Origin of the sequence: Arthrobacter sp. NEB 688 (assembly GCF_013201035.1) — a bacterium.
Taxonomy (GTDB): domain Bacteria; phylum Actinomycetota; class Actinomycetes; order Actinomycetales; family Dermatophilaceae; genus Phycicoccus.
The window spans coordinates 1,693,151-1,713,663 of record NZ_CP053707.1 but is presented as its reverse complement, the minus strand read 5'-3'; the positions used below and the strand labels follow the sequence as shown (position 1 = coordinate 1,713,663).

Here is a 20,513-nt window from a genome sequence, read left to right as displayed (position 1 = left end):
CCGAGCAGCACGAGGGCGAGGCGGTGCTCCCGGTTCACGCCGCCCCACCGGTGGGCTCGCCGTCCTCGAGGTAGAGGGTCGTGCCGGGGGTCCAGCCGGCGACGGCCTCGAGCATCCGCGCCGTGTAGGGCGCGACGTGCTCGGCCGCGGCCTCGGGGCGGACCCAGTGGGCGTCGGCGATCTCGCGCGGCAGGAAGCGGGCCGGGTCGAGCTCGCCGTCGAGGACGCCGAGGTCGAAGAGGAAGAGGTGGGCGTCGTCCCAGCCGCGCCACGGCGGCAGCCAGTTGACGGCGACGAGACCGCCGACCGCGACGTGCAGCCCGAGCTCCTCGTCGATCTCGCGGGCGACGGTGACGGCGGGCGGCTCCCCCGGGTCGACGACGCCGCCCGGCAGGTCCCACTCCTGCTTGTACGACAGCTCGCACAGCAGCACCTCGCCGGCGGGGTTGCGCAGCAGCCCCTGGGCGATGTTGCGCTTCTTGGGCAGCCGGGCGTTGAGGATGGCGATCCGCCGCAGGCGCTCGGCCTCGGTCTCCTCGCGTCGTGCCATGGCCGCGACCCTACGTGAGCGCGGTGACGGCCCGGCCGCCGAGCCGCTCGTGCAGCCGTTGCGCGACGAAGGCGGCGTTCTCGGCCCAGACGTCGAGCGGCAGCGGAGGGAGGAAGTCGTCCCAGTCGACCATGAAGGACCCGAGGACCAGCGGCAGGTTCACCGGGCGGGCGAGGAACCACCAGTGCGCGTGGGCGCCGCCGTCGCCGATCCGCATCACGTGGCAGCGGCCGACGCTCGGCAGCTCCTCGACGCTGGCGACCAGGGCGACGTGCAGCCGCCCGAAGGCGGCCGCGAGGTCGGCGTCCATCTCGGGCACGTCGAGGTGCTCGCGCGTGACGACCGAGAGCATCAGCGGGGCGCCGGAGGGCGGCGGCGCCTTGACGAGGAAGTGCTCGTCCTCCCAGACCACCCCGAAGGGTTCCCGGGGGCCGCGGGCGGGGGGCTGCGCGCACTGGCAGGTGGCGGGGTCCTCCCCCGACCGCACCCGCTCCGGGCCGGGCACCGGCCCGGGCTTGAGGCGCAGCCCCTCGGCCTCGAACGGGAAGACGTCCCAGGCGAGGACGCCCTCGGGGTCGAGCGGGATGCGCCCGTCGGCGTCCTGGGCGGCGGCGATGCGGGCGAAGTAGTCCTCGGCGCTCTCGGGCATGCCCCCGACAGTAGGTCGCGTCAGGCGGCGAGCGCCTTCTCGATGGCGCCGCGCAGCTTCTCGGGCTTGGTGCTCGAGCCGAAGCGCTTGATCGGCGTGCCGTCGCGGCCGACGAGGAACTTCGTGAAGTTCCACTTGATCTTCTCGCTCCCGAGCGCGCCCTTCGCCTCGCTGCGCAGCCACCGGAAGAGCGGGTGGGCGCCGTCGCCGTTGACCTCGACCTTGTCGAAGAGCGGGAACGTCACGCCGTGGTTGACCCGGCAGAACTCGCCGATGTCCTCGGCGCTGCCGGGCTCCTGGCCGCCGAACTGGTTGCACGGGAAGCCGAGGACGACGAGCCCGCGGTCCTTGTACTCCTGCCAGAGGGCCTCGAGCCCGTCGTACTGGGGCGTGAAGCCGCACTGCGACGCGGTGTTGACGACGAGCACGACCTGGCCGGCGTAGTCGTCGAGGGTCTGCGGGGCGCCGGAGAGCGAGGTGGCGGAGAAGTCCTGGAGCACGGGCACGGGGTGGTCCTTCCGGTGGCACGACGCGCGGGGGCGCGGGTCGGCGCGTGGTTCGGACCGGCGCACCGGCGCGGATTGCCGGGGCTGTCGGCGGCCTCTGCCATGGTCCTCGCATGGACGGGATGACGTGGGGCGTGGTGGGGCTGGTCGTCGGCGCAGCCGTGGCGTGGATGGTGGCGCGGCTCGTGCACCGGGCGGCCGTGGCCGGGGTCGAGACCGAGCGCGACCTCCTGCGCGAACGCGTGCTCGACCTCGAGACCTCGCTCGCCGAGGACATGGAGACCGCCGCCCTGCTCGCGCCGCTCAAGGACGCGCTGGTGCGGGTCGAGGAGCACGTCGGCGTCCTCGAGCGCGACCGGTCGCAGCAGTACGGCTCGCTGCGGGCGCTGCTCGGGCGGGTCGAGGCCGAGACGCAGGGGCTGGGCCGCGCCACCGCCTCGCTCGCCGGGTCGCTGCGCTCGTCCTCGGTGCGCGGCGCCTGGGGCGAGGTCCAGCTGCGCCGGGTCCTCGAGGCGACGGGGATGCTCCCGCGCTGCGACTTCGAGGAGCAGGTCACGGCCCTCGGCGCCCACGACCGTCAGGTCCGGCCCGACGTCGTCGTGCGGCTGCCCGGTGGCAAGTCGCTCGTCGTCGACGCCAAGGCCCCGATGACCCACTTCCTCGACGCGCAGGCCGAGGAGCTGACCGACGAGGAGCGCACCGCCCTGCTGCGCCGGCACGCCGACGCCGTTTCCGGGCACGTCGCGACGCTCGCCGCCAAGGAGTACTGGGCCGCGTTCCGCGACGGCCCCGAGATGGTCGTCTGCTTCGTCCCCAGCGACGCGATGCTCGCCGCCGCCCTCGCCGCGCAGCCGGGCCTGCACGAGAAGGCCCTCGCGCGACGCGTGGTCCTCGTGGGTCCGGCCTCGCTCATGGCGTTGCTGCGCACTGTCGCCTTCACGTGGCAGCAGGACGCGCTCTCGGCCAGCGCCCGCGAGCTGCTCGACCTCGGCCGCGAGCTCTACGCGCGGCTCGGCACCCTCGGCGCGCACACGGCCAAGGTCGGCCGCTCCCTGCAGTCCAGCGTCGAGGCGTACAACGCGATGGTCGGCGCGCTGGAGTCGCGCGTGCTCGTCACCGCCCGACGGATGCGCGACCTCGAGGTCGTCACCGACGAGCTGACCGTCCTCGAGCCGGTGCGCACCGGCCCGCGGCCGCTCACCGCGCAGGAGCTCATCGACGCCGTCACCGAGGCCGACGCCCGGCCGCAGCTGGTGCTCGACGACCCCCGCACCGACGACGGGGAGGCTCAGAGGTCGATCTCGTAGTGGTACGTCGTCGGGCCACCCGGCCCCTCGGTGGCGTGCAGCCCCTCGCTCTCGTAGAGGGCCCGGGCCGCGACGTCGTCGGCGCTCGTCGACAAGTCGAGCAGGTCGCAGCCGCGCCCCCGGGCCCGCTCGAGGCAGGCCCGCAGGAGCGCCCGCCCGAGGCCCCGTCCCCGGGTGCCCGGCTCCACCCAGAGCTCGGCGAGGTAGGCCTCGTCGCGGTCGCTCCAGAGGGACGGCCGGTAGCGGAGCACGGCCACGCCGTGCCGGCCGGCCAGCAGGACCTCGGTGTCGCCCCGTGCCGTCAGCCCGCGCAGCCGTGCCGCGAGCGCCTGCGCCCCGGGCGAGGGGTCGCCGTACTCCGCGTTGAAGGCGTCGAGCAGGTCGCCCGCGAGCGCGAGGGCGGAGTCCGTCGTCGCGAGCTCCACCCGGTCGTCCACGGCGGGCCCGTCAGTGCAGGGCGCTGGTCTCGGCGAACGAGCCGTCGTGCCGCATCTTGTCCGACATCCCGGCGGCCTTGAGGTCGCGCCGGATCTCGTTGGGCAGCGAGAACATCAGCGACTCCTCGGCCGCGACTACGGGGCGGACGTCCTCGAAGCCGCGGGTCGCGAGGTAGTCGAGCACGCCGCGCACGAGGATCTCGGGCACCGACGCGCCGGAGGTCACCCCGACCGTCGAGACGCCGTCGAGCCAGGTCTCGTCGATCTCGTCGGCGTAGTCGACGAGGTGACCGGCGCGCGTGCCGTGCTCGAGCGCGACCTCGACGAGGCGGACCGAGTTGGACGAGTTGCGCGAGCCGACGACGATCATCAGGTCGCAGTCGGAGGCCATCTGCTTGACGGCGAGCTGGCGGTTCTGGGTGGCGTAGCAGATGTCGTCGCTCGGCGGGTCCTGCAGCTTCGGGAAGCGCGCGCGCAGCCGGCGGACGGTCTCCATCGTCTCGTCGACCGAGAGCGTCGTCTGGCTCAGCCACACGACCTTCTCGGGGTCGCGGACGGTCACGTTGTCGACGTCGTCCGGGCCGTCGACGAGCTGGATGTGCTCGGGGGCCTCGCCGGCGGTGCCGACGACCTCCTCGTGGCCCTCGTGGCCGATGAGGAGGATGTCGAAGTCGGCGTCGGCGAAGCGCACGGCCTCGCGGTGGACCTTCGTGACGAGCGGGCAGGTGGCGTCGATGGTGCGCAGGCTGAGCGCGCGCGCCTCCTCGTGGACGACGGGCGCGACGCCGTGCGCCGAGAAGACGACGGTCGCACCCTCGGGCACCTCGTCGGTCTCGTCGACGAAGATCGCGCCGCGCTGCTGCAGCGTCGTGACGACGTGCTTGTTGTGGACGATCTCCTTGCGGACGTAGACGGGCGCGCCGTAGAGGTCGAGGGCCTTCTCGACGGTGACGACGGCCCGGTCGACACCGGCGCAGTAGCCGCGGGGGGCCGCGAGGAGCACGCGCTTGGTCGTCTCAGACATACGTCCATCGTAGGTCGGGCCACCGGCCGACCCCGAATCGCGCACGGCCGGGCTGACGGCGGTGCCGCCTAGGGTGGCCCCGTGAGCACCCCGGCGCGCGCGCCCCTGCCCGAGCGGGCGGTCGACACCACGGCGGAGAACCCGTGGCCGGTCCGCCTGCTCTCGATGAAGATCGGCGAGTACGTCGAGAAGATGTCGGTCCTCTGGGTCGAGGGCCAGGTCGTCCAGCTGACCCGCCGTCCCGGCGCACGCACCGCCTTCATCACGCTGCGCGACCCCGACGTCGACATGAGCCTCTCGTGCTCGGTCCACGTCAACGCGCTCGACGCGATGCCCGGGCCGCTGGCCGAGGGCGCCCGCGTCGTCCTCCAGGCCAAGCCGTCGTTCTGGAGCCAGCGCGGCTCGCTCGTCATGGACGCCCGCCAGATCCGGCCGGTCGGCGTCGGCGAGCTGCTGGCCCGGCTGGAGTACCTCAAGCGCCACCTCGGGCAGGAGGGCCTCTTCGACCGCGACCGCAAGCGTCCGCTGCCCTTCCTCCCCCGGCGCATCGGCCTCGTCTGCGGCCGGGCCAGCGCGGCCGAGAAGGACGTCGTCGAGAACACGCTGCGCCGCTGGCCGAGCGCCCGGTTCGAGATCCGGCAGGTCGCGGTCCAGGGCACGAACGCGGTCGCCGAGGTCACCGCCGCCCTCGCCGAGCTCGACGCCCACCCGGAGGTCGACGTCGTCGTCATCGCGCGCGGCGGTGGGGGCGTCGAGGACCTCCTGCCGTTCTCCAACGAGACGATGCTGCGTGCGGTCGCCGCCGCGACCACCCCGGTCGTCAGCGCCATCGGCCACGACGTCGACACCCCGCTGCTCGACCTCGTCGCCGACCACCGCGCCTCCACCCCCACGGACGCCGCAAAGGCCATCGTCCCGGACGCCGAGGCCGAGCGGAGCGGGCTGGAGGCCGCCCGCGACCGCGGCCACCGGGCGCTCGCCGGCCGGCTGCACCACGAGCGCCGGCGCCTCGCCGAGCTCGCAAGCCGCCCGGTGCTCGCCGACAAGGGCGCCTTCGTCCGCTCGCAGCGCGAGGTGGTCCAGGCCCTGCGCTCGCGGGCGCTGCACCGCGTCGAGGCCGGCCTGCACCGCCAGCGCGACCGCGTCGACCACCTGCGGGCGCAGGCCCGGGCCCTCTCGCCGCAGTCCACGCTCGACCGCGGGTACGCCGTCGTGCAGCAGGTGGGTGGCGGACTGGTCACCGACCCCGCGGAGCTCGCCCCCGACGAGCTGCTGCGGGTCCGCGTCGCGCGCGGCGACTTCGGGGTCCGCGTCCTCGGGTCCTGACCGGGCTCCCCCAGTGTCGGCCCCCAGGGGTCAGCGCGTGGCGAGGCCGGCCAGGTGGTCGCGCACGACCGCGCGCACGGCCGTGACGTCCGTGGCCCCCGGGTGCAGCACGACGTGGAGCGTGAGGCCGTCGAGCAGGGCGTGCAGGCGGACCGCCTCCGCCTCGTGCCGCGCCGTGTCGCCGGCCGGCAGCAGCGCACCGACCACGCGGTCGACGAGGGTGCGGATGCCGGCGTGCGCCTGCCCCGACACCTCCGCGAGCCGGGTGTCCGTGCGCGCCAGGGTCACGAGCTCGAGCCAGACGGCGGCCTCCGCGCGTCGCTCGGCGTCGAGCGGCAGCACCTCGCCGCAGAGGTCGGCGAGGTCGTCCGTGCTCGGCACCCGCGCGGCGTCCCATCCCCCCACCCGGGCCGCGACCCGCTGCCCGACGCGGTCCGCGACGACGCGCATCGCGAACGCGACGAGCTCGTCCTGGCTCGCGGCCGTGTTGCGCATCGACCCGACGGACAGGCCGGCCTCGGCGGCGACGGTCCGGACGGACACCGCCCCGACACCGTCGCGGCGCACGACGGCGAGCAACGCGTCGGCGATGAGCTCGCGACGCGCCGCGTGGTCGACGACCTTGGGCACGGACCCTGTCTAGCAGCACCGCGCCCGTCGTCCTCGTTTTTGGTACGCTCGTACCAGATACAGGGGAGGGAACCACCGTGCTCGTCGCCGTCATCGTCACCTGCGAGGTCCTGTTCTGGGTCCTCGTCCTCGCGGGCCTCGCCACGCGTTACCTGCTGCGCCGACCGCGGCTCGGCGGGTGGCTGCTCCTCGCCGCCCCGCTCGTCGACCTCGTGCTCCTCGTCGCCACCGTGCTCGACCTGCGCGGTGGGGCGAGCGCGACGACGGCCCACGCCCTCGCCGCGGTCTACCTCGGCGTCTCCGTCGGGTTCGGGCACTCGATGGTCCGGTGGGCAGACGCGCGCTTCGCGCACCGCTTCGCGGGTGGCCCCGCCCCGGCTCCTCGCCCCCGCGCCGGCCGGGCGCACGCGGCCCACGAGCGCCGCGGCTTCCTGCGCCACCTCGTCGCGTACGCCGTGGGGGCGTCGCTGCTCGGCGTCGGCATCCTCGTCATCGGTGACTCCGCACGGACCGAGGCCCTCCTCGGGATGCTGCGCCTGTGGTCGGTCGTCGTCGTGGTCGACGGGGTCGTCAGCCTCGGCTACTCCGTGCGCCCTCGACCAGCGGGGGTCGGTGGGCGTCGGTAGTCTCGCCGCATGCCGAAGGACGCCCCCGCCCCCGACGCCGGCACCGGCGCGAACGCCGACGTCGCCGAGCTCGGGTACGAGCAGGCGCGCGACGAGCTCGTCGACATCGTCGCCCGGCTCGAGAGCGGGCAGGTCGGCATCGAGGAGAGCATGGTGCTGTGGGAGCGCGGCGAGGCACTCGCGGCCCACTGCGGCCGCTGGCTCGACCAGGCCGAGCAGCGGGTCGCCGGCCCGCAGGACTGAGCCCGCGGGCCGGCCCCCTCCGCTCCGGATGGGCGCGGCCGCGCGGCCGGGTCAGTCGCCGGCGCGCAGGCCGTAGGTGGTCATGACGTTGCCCGCCGGGGTCGAGGTGCACTCGAGCAGCTCGAGGCGGGTGACGGGGACGCCGTCGTCGAAGAGGCGGCGCCCGGCGCCGACGACCGGGTGCGTCGTGAGGGTGAGGCGGTCCACCACCCCGCCGAGGAAGAGCGAGCGGACGGTCTCGATGCCGCCGGCGACCGCGATGTCGCCACCCTCCCCCTCGCGCAGGGCGCGGACGTAGGCGACCGGGTCCCCGTCGATGCGGGTGCTGTTCCACCCGAGGTCGTCACCGAGCGTCGTCGACACGACGTGCTTGGGCACCGGGTTGATGAACGCGGCGAAGGGGTCGCCCTCTGCGGCGGCCGGCCAGAACTCGGACCACTCCTGCCAGAGCACGCGCCCGATGACGACGTCGGTGACGGGGGCGAGGGCGCGGCCCATCGCCTCGCCCTCCTCGGGGCCGAACAGCCCGAACTGCCACTGGTCGGGCGACTGGGCGACGCCGTTGACGGAGTGGAACAGGTGGGCGGTGACGCGGCGGGTCATGGGGTCCTCCGGTGCTGGGGTCGGGCGACGACGATGGTGTCGCAGGGATGGACCCGCCGGCCACCCGGAACTCATCGGTCCCGGACCCCAGCCACCCCGTTCGAGGTGAGACCCGACCACGAGAGGGTCGCGCATCACCTCGACCGCGGCCGCGGTGGCTCCCGCGAGCGCCTCAGCCCACCGGCCGCAGGGACTCGATGTAGGTCTGCATGTCCTCGAAGGTCGCCGTGCCCGTGATGAGGGTCGCGAGCTCGCCGGAACCGGCCGGCGGCAGGTAGAGGAGGCTGTTCTGCACCTTGTTGTCGCGGACGAACTTCTCCCAGGTCCGTCCGGCGATCTCGAGCGTGCCCTCGCGCGGGGCCCGGTTGGTCTGCGCCGCGACCCAGCCGCGGCCGGGGTCCTTGGCCTGCTCGACGGCGACGAACGTGCCGGAGGGGGTCTGGTAGCCGACGTGCCACGTGCGGACGCCGTCGGTGACCGGCACGTACCGCACCGACGTGGGCGACCACCCGCTCGGCAGCCCCTCGGGCTCGACGATCGGCCAGCCCGAGGACTGCTTGATCTCCTGGGCCTTGGCCGCGACGTCGACGACCGGACCGCCGACCCGGTCCACCCGCGGCACCATGAAGACGAGCACGAGCACCATCCCCAGGACCGCGAGCAGCGACAGGACGAGGTTCTTCGTCGACCCCATCGAGTAGCGGCTCTTGGGGGCGGTCGGCGTGCTCACTCCCCCATCGTCGCCGACGGGCGGCGCAGACGCCCAATCGGTGCCGACGATAGGGTTCGACACGCCGCCCTCGGCCGCGCCGGCCGCGTGGGCGGTCCGTCAGCAGCCGCCAGAGAGGTTGGGATGCCGTGAGCGCCTCCGCACCGCCGGTCGTCGTCGTCGGCGAGCTCCTCGTCGACATCGTCAGCTACCCCGACGGGCGGTCGGCCGAGCACGTCGGCGGCTCGCCCGCCAACGTCGCCGTGGGCCTGGCCCGGCTGGGCCACGACACCCACGTCGCGTGCCTCGTCGGGGAGGACGCGCGCGGCGAGCGCTGCGCCGAGCACGTCGAGGCCAGCGGGGCGCACCTGCTCCCCGGCAGCCGCAGCCCGCACCACCCGACCTCCACCGCGCTCGCGACGATCGACGAGCACGGCGCGGCGTCCTACGTCTTCGACCTGCACTGGGACCTCCCCCCGGTGCGGCTGCCGGAGGGCACCGGCCACCTGCACACCGGGTCCATCGCGACGACCCTCACCCCCGGCGACGCCGAGGTCGAGGACGCGATGCGCCGGGCTCGCGAGCACGGCACCGTCTCGTACGACCCCAACGTGCGCCCGACGATCATGGGCGACGTCGACGCGGTCCGCCCCCGCGTCGAGCACCTCGTCGGCCTCTCCGACGTCGTCAAGTGCTCCGAGGACGACCTCGAGTGGCTCTACCCCGGCGACACCCCCTCGACCGTCATGGCGCGCTGGGCCGACCTCGGCGCCTCGCTCACCGTCGTGACGCTCGGCGGCGACGGCGTCGTCTGGCGCGCCGCGTCCGGCGAGGAGGGCCGCGCCGATGCCCGCGTCAAGGACGTCGTCGACACCGTCGGCGCCGGCGACTCCTTCATGGCCGGCCTCGTGTCCGGCCTCCTCGACACGGGGCTGCTCGGCAGCCCAGACGCCCGCGAGCGCCTCGCCCGCGCGAGCCTCGCCGACGTCGACCCCGCCGTCGAGCGGGCCCTCGCCACGAGCGGGGTCACCGTCCGCCACGCCGGCGCCTACGCCCCCACCCGGGAGGAGATCCGATGACCGACTTCGCCTACGAGGACCTGCTGCCCGTCGGGGCCGACGAGACCCCGTACCGCCTCCTGACGACCGAGGGCGTCGAGACGGTCGACGGTCCCGGCGGCCGCCGCTTCCTCCAGGTCGCCCCCGAGGCGCTGCGCCTGCTCACGGAGACGGCGATGCACGACATCGCCCACTACCTGCGGCCGGCCCACCTGCAGCAGCTCGCGAACATCCTCGACGACCCCGAGGCGAGCAACAACGACAAGTTCGTCGCGCTCGACCTCCTGAAGAACGCCAACATCGCCGCCGGCGGCGTGCTCCCGATGTGCCAGGACACCGGCACCGCCATCGTCATGGGCAAGCGCGGCCAGCACGTCCTCACCGAGGGCACCGACGAGGCCGCCGTGAGCCGCGGTGTCTACGACGCCTACACGCGCCTCAACCTGCGCTACTCGCAGATGGCCCCGGTCACGACGTGGGAGGAGAGGAACACCGGCTCCAACCTCCCCGCGCAGGTCGAGCTCTACGCCGACACCGCGCCCGGCCACGAGAGCACCTACAAGTTCCTCTTCATGGCCAAGGGGGGAGGCAGCGCCAACAAGTCGTTCCTCTTCCAGGAGACCAAGGCGATCCTCAACCCGGACGCGATGATGCGCTTCCTCGACGAGAAGCTCCGTGGCCTCGGCACCGCCGCCTGCCCGCCGTACCACCTGGCCATCGTCATCGGCGGCACCAGCGCCGAGTTCGCCCTCAAGACAGCCAAGTACGCGAGCGCCAAGTACCTCGACCAGCTGCCGAAGCAGGGCGACCCCGCCACCGGCCACGGCTTCCGCGACACCGAGCTCGAGGAGCGCGTCCTCGAGCTGACCCGGCAGTTCGGCATCGGGGCCCAGTTCGGCGGCAAGTACTTCTGCCACGACGTGCGCGTCGTCCGTCTCCCCCGCCACGGCGCGAGCCTCCCGGTCGCCATCGCCGTCTCGTGCTCCGCGGACCGCCAGGTGCTCGGCAAGATCACGCCCGAGGGCGTCTTCATCGAGCAGCTCGAGACCGACCCGGCGCGCTTCCTCCCGGACACCACCCACGCCGGGCTCGAGGACGCCGAGGGCGTCAGCGGCACCGGCGCCGGCGCGGTCGTGCCGATCGACCTCAACCGGCCGATGGACGAGATCCTCGCCGAGCTGACGAAGTACCCCGTCAAGACCCGGCTGAGCCTCACCGGCCCGCTCGTCGTCGCCCGCGACATCGCCCACGCGAAGATCAAGGAGCGCCTCGACGCCGGCGAGCCGATGCCGCAGTACCTCAAGGACCACCCGGTCTACTACGCCGGCCCGGCCAAGACCCCCGAGGGGATGCCGTCCGGCTCCTTCGGCCCGACGACCGCCGGCCGGATGGACTCCTACGTCGAGCAGTTCCAGGCCGCCGGCGGCTCGATGGTCATGCTCGCCAAGGGCAACCGCAGCCAGCAGGTCACCGACGCCTGCCGGGCGCACGGCGGCTTCTACCTCGGCTCGATCGGCGGCCCGGCCGCCCGCCTGGCGCAGGACTGCATCCGCAGCGTCGAGGTGCTCGAGTACCCCGAGCTCGGCATGGAGGCCGTCTGGAAGATCGAGGTCGAGGACTTCCCGGCGTTCATCGTCGTCGACGACAAGGGCGAGGACTTCTTCGCCGGCGTCACCAAGCCCGTCGCGTTCACCATCGAGAAGAGGACCGGACTGCTGTGAGCGAGCCCACCACCACCCCCACCGACTTCGACGACCTGCTCGCCGCCAACGAGCACTTCGCCGAGACCTTCGACCTCGCCGGCTTCGACGGCGTCGCCCACGCGGGCATCGCCATCGTCACGTGCATGGACAGCCGCATCGCGCCGCTGGCGATGCTCGGCCTGCACCCCGGTGACGCCAAGATCTTCCGCAACCCCGGCGGCCGCGTCACGCCGCAGGCGCTCGAGGCGCTCGTCCTCGCGGTGCACCTGCTCAACGTCGACCGCATCCTCGTCGTCCCGCACACCCGCTGCGCCGTCGCCTCGAACAGCGAGGAGGAGCTGCAGCGCCGGGTCGGCGAGTCGGCCGGTGTCGACGCGTCGTGGCACGACTTCAACGTCGTCGCCGACCAGCAGGCGGCCCTCGAGCACGACGTCCACGTCCTGCGCTCGCACCCGCTCATCGGCGAGCGGGCCCTCGTCGGCGGCTTCATGTACGACGTCGACAGCGGGCGCATCAGCCGGCAGGCGTGAGCGTCCGGCTGGACCGGGTCGCGCTGCACCCGGTCAAGAGCACCGCCGTCCGCGCGGTCGCGGCGGCCGCGGTCGAGCCGTGGGGTCTGCGCGACGACCGTCGCTGGATGGTCGTCACGCCGGACGGCGAGTGCCTGACCGCCCGCGAGGAGCACGCCCTGCTCGCGCTGAGCGCCGACACCCCCGCCACCGACCCGGGCCTGGGGACGGCGCTCCGGCTGCGCGCGGACGGCGTCGACGACCTGCTCGTCGAGCCCCCGCACGGCGACGCCGTGCCGGTGACGGTCCACGGCCGGGCGCTGACCGGTCGCGTGGCCGACGACGCCGCCCACGCCTGGCTGCGGGACGCCCTGCGCCGCACCGACGTCCGGCTCGTGCACGTCGCCGACCCACGACCGCTCAACCCGAAGCACGGCCGCCCGGGGGAGGCGACCGCGTTCGCCGACGGCTACCCGGTCACGCTCGCGTCGGTGGCCTCGCTGCGCCGACTGGGCGACTGGGTCGCGGAGACCGCGCTCGAGCGCGGCGAGGAGCCGACGACCATCGGCATCGACCGGTTCCGGCCCAACCTCGTCGTCGACGGCGGCCTCGAGCCCTTCGAGGAGGACGGCTGGAGCGCCGTCACCGTCGGCGCCGTCACCTTCCGCGTCGTCAAGCCGGTCGACCGCTGCGTCATGACGACGATCGACCCCGTGACCCGCGAGCGCGGGCACGAGCCGATCCGCACCCTGGCCCGCCACCGGCGGTGGGAGGGCTCGACCTGGTTCGCGGCCCAGCTCGTGCCGGAGTCCACGGGCGAGGTCCGCGTCGGCGACGAGGTGCGGCCCGTTCGGTAGGTTCGTCCGCATGACGACCTCCGAGCGCACCTTCCCCGAGGGCTTCCTCTTCGGCGCCGCCACCGCGAGCTACCAGATCGAGGGGGCGACGAAGGAGGACGGCCGCGGCCAGTCCATCTGGGACACCTTCTCCGCGACCCCGGGCAAGGTCGCCAACGGCGACACCGGCGAGGTCGCGTGCGACCACTACCACCGCGTCGACGAGGACGTGGCGCTCATGCAGCGCCTCGGGCTCGAGGCCTACCGGTTCTCGGTCGCGTGGCCGCGCATCCAGCCCGACGGCACCGGCCCGGCGAACCCGCTCGGCCTCGCCTTCTACGACCGGCTCGTCGACACGCTGCTCGGCGCCGGCATCCGCCCGGTCGTCACGCTCTACCACTGGGACCTCCCCCAGGCCCTCGAGGACCGCGGCGGCTGGCGCTCGCGCGACGTCGCCGGCTGGTTCGCCGACTACACCGCCCACGTCGTCGGCACCCTCGGCGACCGCGTCGCGCACTGGACGACCCTCAACGAGCCGTGGTGCTCCTCGATGCTCAGCCACTCCATCGGCGCCCACGCCCCGGGCCACCGGGACCCGATGGAGGGCCTGCTCACCGCCCACCACCTGATGCTCGCCCACGGCACCGCGGTGCCCGTCATCCGCGAGCACTGCGCCGACGCCCAGGTGTCGATCACCCTCAACCCGACCCAGGTCCACGGCCCGGCCGACCCCACGGATGCCGACCTCGACGCCGTCCGCCGCGCCGACAACGCCCTCAACGGCGTCTTCTTCGGCCCGCTCTTCCACGGCGCCTACCCCGACGGGATGCTCGACGACGTCGCCCACCTGACCGACGGCTCGTTCGTCCACGACGGCGACCTCGCGACGATCTCCGCCCCGCTCGACAACCTCGGGGTCAACAACTACTTCCCCACCCGCGTGCGCGCGACCGCCGAGGGTGACGAGCCGGCCGGCGACACCCACCTGCTGCCCGGCTGCGAGCGCGTCTCCGAGATCGCCCCCCGCCCGCCGGTCACCGCCATGGGCTGGGAGCAGTCCCCCGAGTCGCACCGGATGATCATCGAGCGATCCGCCCGCGAGTGCGGCCTGCCGATCTACATCACCGAGAACGGCTCGGCCTGGGACGACACCGTCTCGGACGACGGCGCGGTCCACGACCCCGAGCGCGTGGGCTACCTGCGCGACCACCTCGGCGCGGTCGCGGACGCCATCGAGGGCGGCACCGACGTGCGCGGCTACTTCGCCTGGAGCCTCCTCGACAACTTCGAGTGGGCCTACGGCTACGACAAGCGCTTCGGCATCGTCCACGTCGACTACGACACCCAGGTCCGGACCGTCAAGGACTCCGGACTCGAGTACGCGCGGGTCATCGCGGAGCACCACGGCCGCGCGTGACCCGGGTGTGAACGAGCGATGAGGCGTCGATGAGCCGACGCGTCGTCGTCGTCGGCGGCGGGATCGTCGGCCTCGCCGTGGCGCACCGGCTCCTGGCCGAGGACCCCGGCGTCCGGGTCACGGTGCTGGAGAAGGAGACCGGCTGGGCGCGCCACCAGACCGGGCGCAACAGCGGCGTCGTGCACTCCGGGCTGTACTACCCGCCCGGCAGCGCCAAGGCGCGCTGGTGCCGCACCGGCGGTGCCGAGCTGACGGCGTTCGCGCGCGAGCACGGGGTGGCCCACGCGGTCACCGGCAAGCTGGTGGTGGCGACCACGTCCGACGAGCTGCCCCGACTGGCCGCCCTCCACGCACGAGGACTCGCCAACGGCCTCGCGGTCACCCGACTCGACGCCGACGGGGCGCGCGAGCACGAACCGCACGTGGCGGCCCTGGCGGCGCTGCACGTCCCCGAGACCGGGGTCGTCGACTACCCCGGCGTCTGTTCCGCCCTCGTCGACGGGCTGCGCGCCGCGGGCGCCGACCTGCGCACCGGCACCGAGGTCGTCGGCGGGCGCGAGTCGGCGCGCGAGGTCGTCGTCGAGACCACCGCGGGCGACGTCCCCGCCGACCTCGTCGTCACCTGCGCGGGCCTGCGCACCGACCTCGTCGCCGAGGCCCTCGGCCACCGCCCCTCGGCCCGCATCGTGCCGTTCCGGGGCGAGTACCGCGAGCTCGCCCCCGCCGCGGCCCACCTCGTCCGGGGCCTCGTCTACCCGGTCCCCGACCCGGAGCTGCCCTTCCTCGGCGTGCACCTGACGCGCGGCGTCGACGGGCACGTCCACGCCGGCCCCAACGCCGTCCTCGCCCTGGCCCGCGAAGGTTACGGCTGGGGTGTCGTCCGGCCCCGCGAGCTCGCCGGCACGCTGGCCTACCCCGGCCTGTGGCGGCTGGCCCGGCGGCACGCCCGCACCGGTGTCCGCGAGGTCGCCCGCTCCCTCGACGCCCGGCGCTTCGCCGACGACCTGCGCCGGCTCGTCCCCGCGCTGCGCGACGACGACCTGCTCCCGGCCCCGGCCGGGGTCCGCGCGCAGGCCGTCCGCCCCGACGGCACCCTCGTCGACGACTTCCTCGTCGAGCGCTCGGGGCGCTGCGTGCACGTCCTCAACGCGCCCTCGCCCGCGGCCACCGCGGCCTTCGCGATCGCCCGACACGTCACCGGCCTCCTCCCGTCGTGACGGGAGGAGGCCGGTGGGGTGGTGCGGGGGGCGTCAGGCGGGCTTGCCGACGACGGTGACGTCGATGTTGCCGCGGGTCGCCTTGCTGTAGGGGCAGAACTCGTGCGCCTTGTCCGCGAGGGCCTGCGCGGTCTCCGCGTCGACACCCGGGATGGTCGTGACGATCTCGACGGCCAGGCCGACACCCGTGGCGGTCTCGCCGAGGGTCACGTCCGCGGTCGTCTCCGCGCCGGACACGTCGACGCCGTCCTGCTGGGCCACGTGCGCGAGCGCACCGTTGTAGCAGGCGGCGTAGCCGGCGGCGAAGAGCGTCTCCGGGTTGGCGACCGGGTTCGAGGTGCTCGGCTTGCCCAGCTTCACGTCGACGGTGCCGTCGGCGCTCTTGGTGTGGCCGTCACGGCCGCCGGTGGAGGTGGCGGAGATGCTGTAGAACTTCTTGGTCACGGACTCGTGGGGCACGGAGGCTCTCCTTCGATGTCGACAAGGTGGTCATCGAGGCCAACCGTCCGGCCGCCGGGGTCATTCCCCGGTCGTGGCGGCGTCCGGGTCCCGGACGACGCCGCGCTCACAGGGCCAGACGCTCCTTGACGACGGCGCAGAGCCGGTCGCACACCTCGCGGGCGTGCTCCTCGGTGGCGGCCTCGACCATGACGCGGACGACCGGCTCGGTGCCGGACTTGCGCAGCAGCACCCGGCCGGAACCGGCGAGCGCCTCCACCTCGGAGCGCACGGCGGCCTGGAGCACCTCGTCGCTCTCGACGCGCGCCTTGTCGACGCCCTTGACGTTGACGAGCACCTGCGGCAGGCGCGCCATGACGGTCGCGAGCTCCGCGATGGGGCGGCCGGTCTCGTTGACGCGGGCCGCGAGCATGAGGCCGGTGAGGACCCCGTCGCCGGTCGTGCCGTGCTCGAGCATGATGACGTGCCCGGACTGCTCGCCGCCGAGGGAGTAGCCGGCGCGGCGCATCTCCTCGAGGACGTAGCGGTCGCCGACCCCGGTCTGGCGCACCTTGATCCCCTCGCGCTCCATCGCCTGGATGAGGCCGAGGTTGCTCATGACGGTGGCGACGAGGGTGTTCTCGCGCAGCACGCCGCGCTCCTTGAGGGCGACGGCGAGGACGGCCATGATCTGGTCGCCGTCGACCTCGCGGCCGTCGTGGCCCACCGCCAGGCAGCGGTCGGCGTCGCCGTCGTGGGCGATGCCGAGGTCGGCGCCGCGCTCGAGGACGGCGGCCTTGAGCCGGTCGAGGTGGGTCGAGCCGTAGCCGTCGTTGATGTTGAGGCCGTCGGGGTCGGTGCCGATCTCGACGACGTCGGCCCCGGCGAGCCGGAAGACCTCGGGCGAGACCGCGCTCGCGGCGCCGTGCGCGCCGTCGATGACGACGGTCAGGCCGTCCAGGCGGTTGGGCAGCGTGCGCAGCAGGTGCGCGACGTACCGGGCCTGCCCGGCGCGGTTGCTCTGGATGCGGCCGACCTCGGCGCCCTGCGGGCGGTCCCAGTCCTGCCCGATGCGGGCGGCGATCTCGTCCTCGAGCGCGTCGGGCAGCTTGTGCCCGCCCTCGGCGAAGAACTTGATGCCGTTGTCGGGCATCGGGTTGTGCGACGCGGAGAGCATCACGCCGAAGGTCGCGCCCATGTCGGCGGTGAGGAAGGCGACCGCCGGGGTCGGCAGCACGCCCACGTCGTGCACGTCGACACCGGCCGAGGCCAGGCCCGCGGTGACCGCGGCGGAGAGGAACTCGCCGCTGGCCCGGGGGTCGCGCCCGACGACCGCACGAGGCCGACGGCCGGAACGGCGGTCGGCGTCACCGAGGACGTGGGCCGCGGCGATGCTCAGGTCGAGCGCGAGCTCGACGGTGATGTCGCGGTTCGCGAGACCGCGCACGCCGTCGGTGCCGAAGAGACGGGACATGGAGGGGCCTTTCGGTGGTGGGGCAGCGACCGAACCTACCGCGTGGCGGGCCCGGACACGGCGACGGCGGCACCCGCGAGGGGTGCCGCCGTCGGCTCGTTCCGCGAGGGGCGGATCAGCGCTTGCTGTACTGCGGCGCCTTGCGGGCCTTCTTGAGACCCGCCTTCTTGCGCTCGGGGACGCGGGCGTCACGGGTGAGCAGGCCGGCCTTCTTGAGCGCCGGGCGGTTCAGCTCCTCGTCGACCCCGTTGAGCGAGCGTGCGACACCGAGGCGGACGGCCCCGGCCTGACCCGAGGGGCCACCGCCGTGGACGCGCACGAGGACGTCGTAGGCGCCGTCGAGCTCGAGGACCTTGAGCGGCTCGTTGACGATCTGCTGGTGGACCTTGTTCGGGAAGTACTGCTCGAGCGAGCGGCCGTTGATCTTCCACTCGCCGCTGCCCGGGACGATGCGGACGCGGGCGACGGCCTGCTTGCGGCGGCCGGTCGCGCCACCGGGCGCCGAGGCGCTCGGGCGGCGGGTCGCCTCGGTCGCGACGGTGCCGTCGGACTCGGAGGTGTACTCGGTGACGGGGGCGTCGTTGACGTCCGTCCCGGCGGTCTCGTCGATCTGGGCGTTCTCGGACATCACTGGGCCACCTGGGTGATCTCGAAGGGCTTGGGCTGCTGGGCAGCGTGGGGGTGCTCGGCGCCGCGGTAGACCTTGAGCTTGGTCAGCTGCTGGCGACCGAGGGAGGTCTTGGGGACCATCCCGCGGATCGCCTTCTCGACGGCCTTCTCCGGGCTCTTGGCGAGCAGCTCGGTGTAGGAGGTCGAGCGGAGACCGCCCGGGAAACCCGAGTGGCGGTAGGCCTTCTTCTTCTCGGCCTTGGCGCCGGTCAGGGCGACCTTGTCGGCGTTGATGATGATGACGAAGTCACCGGTGTCGACGTGCGGCGCGAAGGTCGCCTTGTGCTTGCCGCGGAGCAGCACGGCGGCCTGGCTCGCGAGCCGGCCGAGCACGACGTCGGTGGCGTCGATGACGTGCCACGCGCGGGTCACGTCGCCCGGCTTCGGGGTGAAGGTACGCATGAGAGTCCTCTTGTTGCGGGTCGGATGGCGTGTGCCGAGTGCTCCCGCGAGGGAGCGACGGCCCTCGTGACAGCGCACGGCACACCAGTCGTCCATGCTACGGACCCCCGGCCCGCTCCCCCAAATCGTCGCGACAGGCCACCTGACCTGCACCGACGCCGTCCACATCCTTCGTGCACCACTCTTGTGCAAACAAACTGTGCACAGGTACTGTGCACACATGACCCCTCCGGAGCCCACCGATGACGGCCACCTGACCGGCCTGCGGCTCGACGCCGCGTCCCTGAAGACCCTGGCCCACCCCCTGCGCAGCCGGCTCCTCTCGGCGCTGCGGGTCGGCGGCCCCGCGACGGCCACCGACCTCGCCGCGGCGCTCGGGACCAACTCCGGCGCCACCTCCTACCACCTGCGTCGCCTGGAGTCCGTCGGGCTCGTCGCCGACACCGGCGACGGCGAGGGCAAGCGCCGGCTGTGGCGCGCCGCCACCGAGAGCCACCAGTGGGAGCCCAGCGACTTCGCGGGCGACGACGACGCCGAGAGCGCGCTCGGCTGGCTCCAGCGCGACTACTCCCGCCACCTCGGCGAGCGCTACGAGCGCTGGCTCGACGTCGAGTCGGCGTGGCCCACCGACTGGCGCGACGCGATGGGGATGGACGACTCGTGGGTCGTCGCCACCCCCGACCAGGCCCGAGCCCTGCGCCAGGAGCTCGACGACGTCGTCGCGCGCTACCGCCGCGTCGGCCAGGGCAACCCCTCGGCCCGCCGGGTCGCCGTCTATGCCGTCATGTACCCGGTCGACCTCGACCGCGCCCCGCGGGGCGGCGAGCAGCGGTGAGCGCGCCGGCGCGGACCACGGCCACGCTCGGGGCGGCGCAGGCGCTGCGCGTCCTGCTCCTGCTCACCTTCACCCGCTGGTTCCCCGTCGGCCTCGTCATCGGCGTGACGACGCTCCTCGCCCTCGAGCGGGGCATGTCCCTGGCCCAGCTCGGCGTCATCCTCTCGATGCAGGGCTTCGTCGTCCTCGCGCTCGAGCTGCCGACCGGCGGCTTCGCGGACGCCCTCGGGCGCCGCCCGCTGCTCGTCGCCTCGAGCCTCGTCGCGCTGCTGTCCGCGGTCGTCTTCGTCACGGCGCACACCTTCGCCGCGTTCTGCGTGGCCCTGCTGCTCCAGGGCGTCTTCCGGGCGCTCGACTCCGGGCCGCTGGAGTCCTGGTACGTCGACACCGCCCAGGCCGACGACCCCGGGGTCGCCGTCGAGCGGGGCCTGGCGCGCGCCGGCACCGTGCTCGGCGCGGCCATCGCCACCGGCGCGGTCGTCTCCGGCGGCGTCATCGCCTGGCACCCCGTCGGCACCCTCACCGCGCTCGAGAACGCCTACTGCCTCTCCCTCGTCTTCGTCGCCCTCAACCTCGTCGCCACCCTCCTGCTCCTGCGCGAGCCGCGCACCCACGTCGACGCGCGCGGCGTGCGGCGGGCCCTGGACTCCGCCCGCGAGGCGCCGCGGGTCGTGGCGGCGGCCCTGCGCCTGCTCGGGCGCAACCGCGTGCTGCGCGCGCTCGTCCTCGTCGAGGTCTTCTGGAGCGTCGGGATGATCGCCTTCGAGACCTTCCTGCCCGTCCGCCTGTCCGAGCTCGTCGGGGGCGAGACCGAGGCCGGCGCGCTCATGGGCCCGGTGTCCGCCGTGGCGTGGGGGCTGTTCGCGGCCGGCTCGGCCGCCGCGGCCCTGGTCGCCCGGCGGGTCGGCGTGACCTGGACGGCCATCGCCTCCCGCGTCCTCCAGGGCGGGTTCGTCGTCGTCATGGCGCTCATGACCGGCCCGGTCGGGCTCGTCACGGCGTTCTTCGTCGTCTACACGCTGCACGGCACCGCCGGCCCGGTGCACAGCACGCTCCTGCACCGGCAGGCCGACGCCGGCAACCGCACGACGGTGCTGTCGATCAACTCGATGGTCGGGGGCGGCTGCTACAGCCTCGGGCTGCTCGTGCTCGGCCCCCTCGCCGAGGCGACGAGCACCGCGACCGGCATCCTCGTCGCCGGGGCCTTCAGCGTCCTCGGAGCGCTGTGCTACCTCCCCGCGCTGCGGCAGGAGCGCGCCCTCCCCACGGGCGCCTGACGCCGGCCCCGCCGAGGACCCGGCCGCCCGGTGAACCGTCCGGGCCGTGCCGGCGTACCTCCCTGCGA

24 protein-coding genes are annotated in these 20,513 nt (G+C 74.0%); 12 read left to right on the top strand and 12 right to left on the bottom strand.

Translation table 11 applies throughout. The features are described 5' to 3' along the window. Nucleotides 1-34 precede the first annotated feature (34 nt). From HL663_RS08160 to HL663_RS08150, 3 genes are read right to left on the bottom strand one after another with little or no spacing between them, the layout of a single operon-like run. Nucleotides 35-550 (bottom strand): NUDIX domain-containing protein, encoded by a 516-nt coding sequence (locus tag HL663_RS08160; protein ID WP_173027866.1) that lies wholly within the window; start codon nt 548-550, stop codon nt 35-37. A gap of 10 nt (nt 551-560) precedes the next feature. Then, entirely contained in the window at nt 561-1,199 is a 639-nt protein-coding gene (locus tag HL663_RS08155) for a hypothetical protein (protein ID WP_173027865.1), read from the bottom strand. A 20-nt stretch (nt 1,200-1,219) separates the two neighbouring features. Further along, nucleotides 1,220-1,705 carry a glutathione peroxidase gene (locus HL663_RS08150; protein WP_173027864.1) on the bottom strand — a complete coding sequence of 162 codons (486 nt, stop codon included), beginning with the start codon at nt 1,703-1,705 and terminating at the stop codon, nt 1,220-1,222. Nucleotides 1,706-1,818: 113 nt separating this feature from the next. Between HL663_RS08150 and HL663_RS08145 the strand changes: the two genes are divergently transcribed. Then, nucleotides 1,819-3,012, top strand: a complete 1,194-nt coding sequence (locus tag HL663_RS08145; RefSeq protein ID WP_173027863.1) for a DNA recombination protein RmuC — start codon at nt 1,819-1,821, stop codon at nt 3,010-3,012. On the opposite strand, the gene HL663_RS08140 is transcribed toward HL663_RS08145, so the two are convergent. Further along, entirely contained in the window at nt 2,994-3,449 is a 456-nt protein-coding gene (locus tag HL663_RS08140) for a GNAT family N-acetyltransferase (protein WP_286176005.1), read from the bottom strand. The two genes, HL663_RS08145 and HL663_RS08140, sit on opposite strands and share 19 nt — an antisense overlap. A 10-nt stretch (nt 3,450-3,459) precedes the next feature. Beyond that, nucleotides 3,460-4,473, bottom strand: coding sequence for a 4-hydroxy-3-methylbut-2-enyl diphosphate reductase (locus tag HL663_RS08135; RefSeq protein ID WP_173027862.1), 1,014 nt, complete (start codon nt 4,471-4,473; stop codon nt 3,460-3,462). A gap of 81 nt (nt 4,474-4,554) precedes the next feature. Between HL663_RS08135 and xseA the strand changes: the two genes are divergently transcribed. Continuing rightward, a complete protein-coding gene (xseA, locus tag HL663_RS08130) occupies nt 4,555-5,799 on the top strand; it encodes an exodeoxyribonuclease VII large subunit (RefSeq protein WP_173027861.1) in 1,245 nt (414 codons plus the stop codon). Between the two features lie 30 nt (nt 5,800-5,829). Here the strand turns inward: xseA and HL663_RS08125 are convergent, their stop codons facing one another. Next, nucleotides 5,830-6,429, bottom strand: coding sequence for a TetR/AcrR family transcriptional regulator (locus tag HL663_RS08125; protein ID WP_173027860.1), 600 nt, complete (start codon nt 6,427-6,429; stop codon nt 5,830-5,832). A gap of 77 nt (nt 6,430-6,506) precedes the next feature. On the opposite strand from HL663_RS08125, the gene HL663_RS08120 reads away from it, so the two are divergent. Beyond that, complete coding sequence (locus tag HL663_RS08120) at nt 6,507-7,055, top strand: hypothetical protein (protein WP_173027859.1); 549 nt, start codon at nt 6,507-6,509, stop codon at nt 7,053-7,055. 9 nt (nt 7,056-7,064) lie between these two features. Further along, nucleotides 7,065-7,298, top strand: coding sequence for an exodeoxyribonuclease VII small subunit (locus HL663_RS08115; RefSeq protein WP_030529496.1), 234 nt, complete (start codon nt 7,065-7,067; stop codon nt 7,296-7,298). A 51-nt stretch (nt 7,299-7,349) separates the two neighbouring features. On the opposite strand, the gene HL663_RS08110 is transcribed toward HL663_RS08115, so the two are convergent. Together HL663_RS08110 and HL663_RS08105 are read right to left on the bottom strand one after the other, a co-directional pair. Then, entirely contained in the window at nt 7,350-7,901 is a 552-nt protein-coding gene (locus HL663_RS08110; RefSeq protein ID WP_173027858.1) for a dihydrofolate reductase family protein, read from the bottom strand. Nucleotides 7,902-8,073: 172 nt separating this feature from the next. After that, nucleotides 8,074-8,631, bottom strand: coding sequence for a DUF4245 domain-containing protein (locus tag HL663_RS08105; RefSeq protein ID WP_286176004.1), 558 nt, complete (start codon nt 8,629-8,631; stop codon nt 8,074-8,076). A gap of 128 nt (nt 8,632-8,759) precedes the next feature. Between HL663_RS08105 and HL663_RS08100 the strand changes: the two genes are divergently transcribed. From HL663_RS08100 to lhgD, 6 genes are read left to right on the top strand one after another with little or no spacing between them, the layout of a single operon-like run. Then, nucleotides 8,760-9,689 (top strand): carbohydrate kinase family protein, encoded by a 930-nt coding sequence (locus tag HL663_RS08100; RefSeq protein ID WP_173027857.1) that lies wholly within the window; start codon nt 8,760-8,762, stop codon nt 9,687-9,689. Next, nucleotides 9,686-11,389, top strand: a complete 1,704-nt coding sequence (locus HL663_RS08095; protein WP_173027856.1) for a fumarate hydratase — start codon at nt 9,686-9,688, stop codon at nt 11,387-11,389. The genes HL663_RS08100 and HL663_RS08095 overlap by 4 nt, the downstream gene beginning before the upstream one ends. Then, a complete protein-coding gene (locus HL663_RS08090) occupies nt 11,386-11,901 on the top strand; it encodes a beta-class carbonic anhydrase (protein ID WP_173027855.1) in 516 nt (171 codons plus the stop codon). The genes HL663_RS08095 and HL663_RS08090 overlap by 4 nt, the downstream gene beginning before the upstream one ends. Beyond that, nucleotides 11,898-12,737 carry an MOSC domain-containing protein gene (locus tag HL663_RS08085; protein ID WP_173027854.1) on the top strand — a complete coding sequence of 280 codons (840 nt, stop codon included), beginning with the start codon at nt 11,898-11,900 and terminating at the stop codon, nt 12,735-12,737. Before HL663_RS08090 ends, HL663_RS08085 begins: the two co-directional genes overlap by 4 nt. 10 nt (nt 12,738-12,747) lie before the next feature. Continuing rightward, the gene (locus HL663_RS08080) at nt 12,748-14,133 is read left to right on the top strand and encodes a GH1 family beta-glucosidase (RefSeq protein WP_173027853.1); all 1,386 of its coding nucleotides are present in this window, start codon (nt 12,748-12,750) and stop codon (nt 14,131-14,133) included. Between the two features lie 29 nt (nt 14,134-14,162). Then, nucleotides 14,163-15,350, top strand: a complete 1,188-nt coding sequence (lhgD, locus tag HL663_RS08075; protein WP_173027852.1) for an L-2-hydroxyglutarate dehydrogenase — start codon at nt 14,163-14,165, stop codon at nt 15,348-15,350. 33 nt (nt 15,351-15,383) lie between these two features. Here lhgD and HL663_RS08070 read toward each other — a convergent pair whose 3' ends face one another. The 4 genes from HL663_RS08070 to rplM all read right to left on the bottom strand — a co-directional run bounded on the left by HL663_RS08070 (nt 15,384) and on the right by rplM (nt 18,333). Next, nucleotides 15,384-15,809 (bottom strand): Ohr family peroxiredoxin, encoded by a 426-nt coding sequence (locus HL663_RS08070; RefSeq protein ID WP_173027851.1) that lies wholly within the window; start codon nt 15,807-15,809, stop codon nt 15,384-15,386. 106 nt (nt 15,810-15,915) lie between these two features. Continuing rightward, a complete protein-coding gene (glmM, locus tag HL663_RS08065) occupies nt 15,916-17,262 on the bottom strand; it encodes a phosphoglucosamine mutase (protein WP_173027850.1) in 1,347 nt (448 codons plus the stop codon). Between the two features lie 115 nt (nt 17,263-17,377). Beyond that, the gene (gene rpsI, locus HL663_RS08060) at nt 17,378-17,890 is read right to left on the bottom strand and encodes a 30S ribosomal protein S9 (protein ID WP_173027849.1); all 513 of its coding nucleotides are present in this window, start codon (nt 17,888-17,890) and stop codon (nt 17,378-17,380) included. Then, entirely contained in the window at nt 17,890-18,333 is a 444-nt protein-coding gene (gene rplM / locus HL663_RS08055) for a 50S ribosomal protein L13 (RefSeq protein WP_173027848.1), read from the bottom strand. The genes rpsI and rplM overlap by 1 nt, the downstream gene beginning before the upstream one ends. A 220-nt stretch (nt 18,334-18,553) precedes the next feature. Here rplM and HL663_RS08050 point away from each other — a divergent pair, with 220 nt between their 5' ends. Continuing rightward, a complete protein-coding gene (locus tag HL663_RS08050) occupies nt 18,554-19,168 on the top strand; it encodes an ArsR/SmtB family transcription factor (protein WP_173027847.1) in 615 nt (204 codons plus the stop codon). Continuing rightward, complete coding sequence (locus HL663_RS08045) at nt 19,165-20,445, top strand: MFS transporter (protein WP_173027846.1); 1,281 nt, start codon at nt 19,165-19,167, stop codon at nt 20,443-20,445. The genes HL663_RS08050 and HL663_RS08045 overlap by 4 nt, the downstream gene beginning before the upstream one ends. Nucleotides 20,446-20,513 lie beyond the last annotated feature (68 nt).